This window comes from Serratia sp. HNCC26DJ206, assembly GCF_057180605.1.
Window position 1 is genome coordinate 1 of record NZ_JBXUGP010000118.1, and the last position, 904, is coordinate 904.

At 64.7% G+C, this 904-nt stretch carries 1 protein-coding gene; it reads left to right on the plus strand.

What is annotated here, in order from left to right:
* A partial coding sequence (locus AC2A1E_RS24200; protein WP_484385874.1) for an Ig-like domain-containing protein occupies positions 1–904 on the plus strand: 904 nt, incomplete at both ends.

Below are 904 nucleotides of genomic sequence, written 5' to 3' on the forward strand. Positions count from 1 at the left end.
CGCACATGACTTTACCACCACGGTCACCGACACCGCGGGCAACACCAGCGCCGAAGGGGAACACCTGGCGGTCACGGTAGATGTGGTGCCGGGTCAGGTGCAACTGGGCAGTCTGACGGATGACGTGGGCAGCGTGCAGGGCAACATCGTGCAGAACGGCGTGACGGACGACACCCGTCCGACGCTGAATGGCACGGCGAAGGCTGGTAGCGTGGTGACGGTGAGCGACGGCAGCACGGTGCTGGGCAGCGTGACGGCGGACGGCAGCGGCAACTGGCGCTTTACGCCAGAAACCGACTTGGGTCAGGGCGCACACAGCCTGAGTGCTTCCGCCAAGGATCCGGCAGGCAATGTGAGTGAGAGCGGCCAGTGGGCGTTTACCGTGGATGCGGTGGTGCCGAATGCGCCGACCATTGACGCGGCAGCGGACGATGTGGGCAGCGTACAGCCACAGGCGATGACCAACGGCAGTGCGACGGACGATCCGACGCCAACGCTGACCGGCCGTGCGGAAGTCAACAGCCTGGTGAAGATCGCCGATCAGAACGGGTTGCTGGGCTCGGTACAGACCGATGCCACAGGCACCTGGCGCTTTACGCCGACCACGCCACTGGCGGAGGGGGAGCACCGCTTTACGGTCACGGCCACGGATGCGGCGGGTAACATCAGCGCACCATCGAACACCTTTAGCCTGACGCTGGACTTCAGCGCACCGGATGCAAGCAAAGTGGCGATCACCGGGGTAGACGATACGGTCGGGGCCATTAAAGGCAACGTGGTGGCAGGTGGTACCACCGACGACAGCCGTCCGACCCTCAAGGGCACCGGCGCGGAAGCCGGTAACACCGTTACCGTGTACAACGGCACGGCGGTGATTGGTACGGCGACCGTGCAAGATGACGGT